Source organism: Frankia nepalensis, from assembly GCF_016786325.1.
Lineage (GTDB): Bacteria > Actinomycetota > Actinomycetes > Frankiales > Frankiaceae > Pseudofrankia > Pseudofrankia nepalensis.
This window is the reverse complement of the sequence record NZ_JADWYU010000368.1, coordinates 1-1307: the sequence shown is the minus strand read 5'-3', so window position 1 is coordinate 1307 and position 1307 is coordinate 1. Positions and strand designations below refer to the sequence as shown.

The window sequence follows — 1307 nt, the reverse complement described above, 5'->3', positions numbered from 1 at the left end:
GCGCCGGTGGCCTCGTCGCCGGACAGGTCCAGCTTGTCGAACGCCGACACCGAAGCCTGCAGCAGCGCGACGCCACCGCCGGCGACGATGCCCTCCTCGACGGCCGCCTTCGCGTTGGACACCGCGTCCTCGATACGGTGCTTCTTCTCCTTGAGCTCGACCTCGGTCGCCGCGCCCACCTTCACGACCGCGACACCACCGGCGAGCTTGGCCAGCCGCTCCTGCAGCTTCTCCCGGTCGTAGTCCGAGTCCGACTTCTCGATCTCGTTACGGATCTGCGAGACCCGCCCCGAGATCTGGTCGGGGTCACCCGCGCCCTCGACGATCGTCGTCTCGTCCTTGGTCACGACGACCTTGCGCGCCTTGCCCAGCAGGTCGAGCGTGGCGCTCTCCAGCTTGAGGCCGACGTCCTCGGAGATCACCTGACCGCCGGTCAGGATCGCGATGTCGGTCAGCATCGCCTTGCGGCGGTCACCGAAACCGGGGGCCTTCACCGCGATGCTCTTGAACGTCCCACGGATCTTGTTGACCACCAGGGTCGCGAGGGCCTCACCCTCCACGTCCTCGGCGATGATCGCCAGCGGCTTGCTCGCCTGCATGACCTTCTCCAGCAGCGGAAGCAGGTCCTTGACCGCCGAGATCTTGCTGTTGACGATCAGGATGTACGGGTCGTCGAGGACGGCCTCCTGACGGTCGGCGTCCGTGACGAAGTACGGCGAGATGTAGCCCTTGTCGAAGCGCATACCCTCGGTCAGCTCAAGCTCGAGGCCGAAGGTGTTGCTCTCCTCGACGGTGACGACACCTTCCTTGCCGACCTTGTCGAGCGCCTCGGCGATCAGGCTGCCGATCGCCGGGTCACCCGCGGAGATCGACGCGGTGGAGGCGATCTGCTCCTTGGTCTCGACCTCCTTGGCCTGCTTCGAGAGCTCCTCGGAGACGCTCTCGACCGCGACCTCGATGCCCTTCTTCAGGCTCAGCGGGTTCGCGCCGGCGGCCACGTTACGCAGCCCCTCACGGACCAGCGCCTGCGCCAGGATCGTCGCGGTCGTGGTGCCGTCACCCGCGACGTCGTTGGTCTTCTTCGCGACTTCCTTGACGAGCTCGGCGCCGATCTTCTCGTACGGGTCCTCGAGCTCGATCTCCTTGGCGATCGAGACACCGTCGTTGGTGATCGTGGGTACGCCCCACTTCTTCTCCAGCACGACGTTGCGGCCCTTCGGGCCGAGCGTGACCTTGACGGCGTCGGCCAGCTGGTTCATGCCGCGCTCCAGGCCGCGCCGCGCCTCCTCATCGAAGGCAATGATCTT

1 protein-coding gene is annotated in these 1307 nt (G+C 66.4%); it reads right to left on the bottom strand.

The features are described 5' to 3' along the window. Positions 1-1307: chaperonin GroEL (gene groL, locus I6A81_RS41240; RefSeq protein WP_203008538.1), on the bottom strand; the 1307-nt coding region annotated here is incomplete at both ends.